The organism is Vibrio sp. 03_296 (assembly GCF_002265885.1).
Window position 1 is genome coordinate 1 of record NZ_NPKW01000350.1, and the last position, 566, is coordinate 566.

General features: G+C 41.1%; 1 pseudogene. It reads right to left on the reverse strand.

Features of this window, described 5'->3' with window-relative positions:
* Positions 1-288 precede the first annotated feature (288 nt).
* Positions 289-566, reverse strand: a pseudogene (locus CIK04_RS24560) (DUF2846 domain-containing protein); the annotation flags it as partial.

Sequence of the window (566 nt, forward strand, 5' to 3'; positions counted from 1 at the left end):
CAATACGATACTGATAAGCAATCAACACAGAACGTAAGCCAGTATGACTTTTTGACTAAACTTCATAACTTACCCCATATAACAGACACTTAGAAAACCTTGTTATCGGCACCAAATGCARAAGATTTAATAACCAGACATAAAAAACAGTAGGAATAACAGGCAAAAGCGACGGAATGTGGCACAAGTAATCACTTCGCCTCTGAATTCTGAACTCATTACCTCTTTATTGCAGATAGAAAAACCCAAGCATAAAAGCTTGGGTCTGGGAGACGAGAGAACATCGAATTACTTGGCAGAGCAATTGCCCTTGATCGCCATTTTGTTTTGTAAACGTCAGATTTACCCGTTGACTCATCGACAACCACTAAATCCGCACCGCCAACAAATGCGCCCATTTTGATGTATTGCTGAACAAAATAGAGGCGTCCTTGCTCAGTAAACAAGGTGACTTCATTTGGAGAAAATTCAGATTCGGTACTGACAATGTGCTCTTTATCGCCATCCACTTCGTGGTAGAAGAAAACACCCGGYGCCGTTTCACCAATGCATTCACCATCAATATG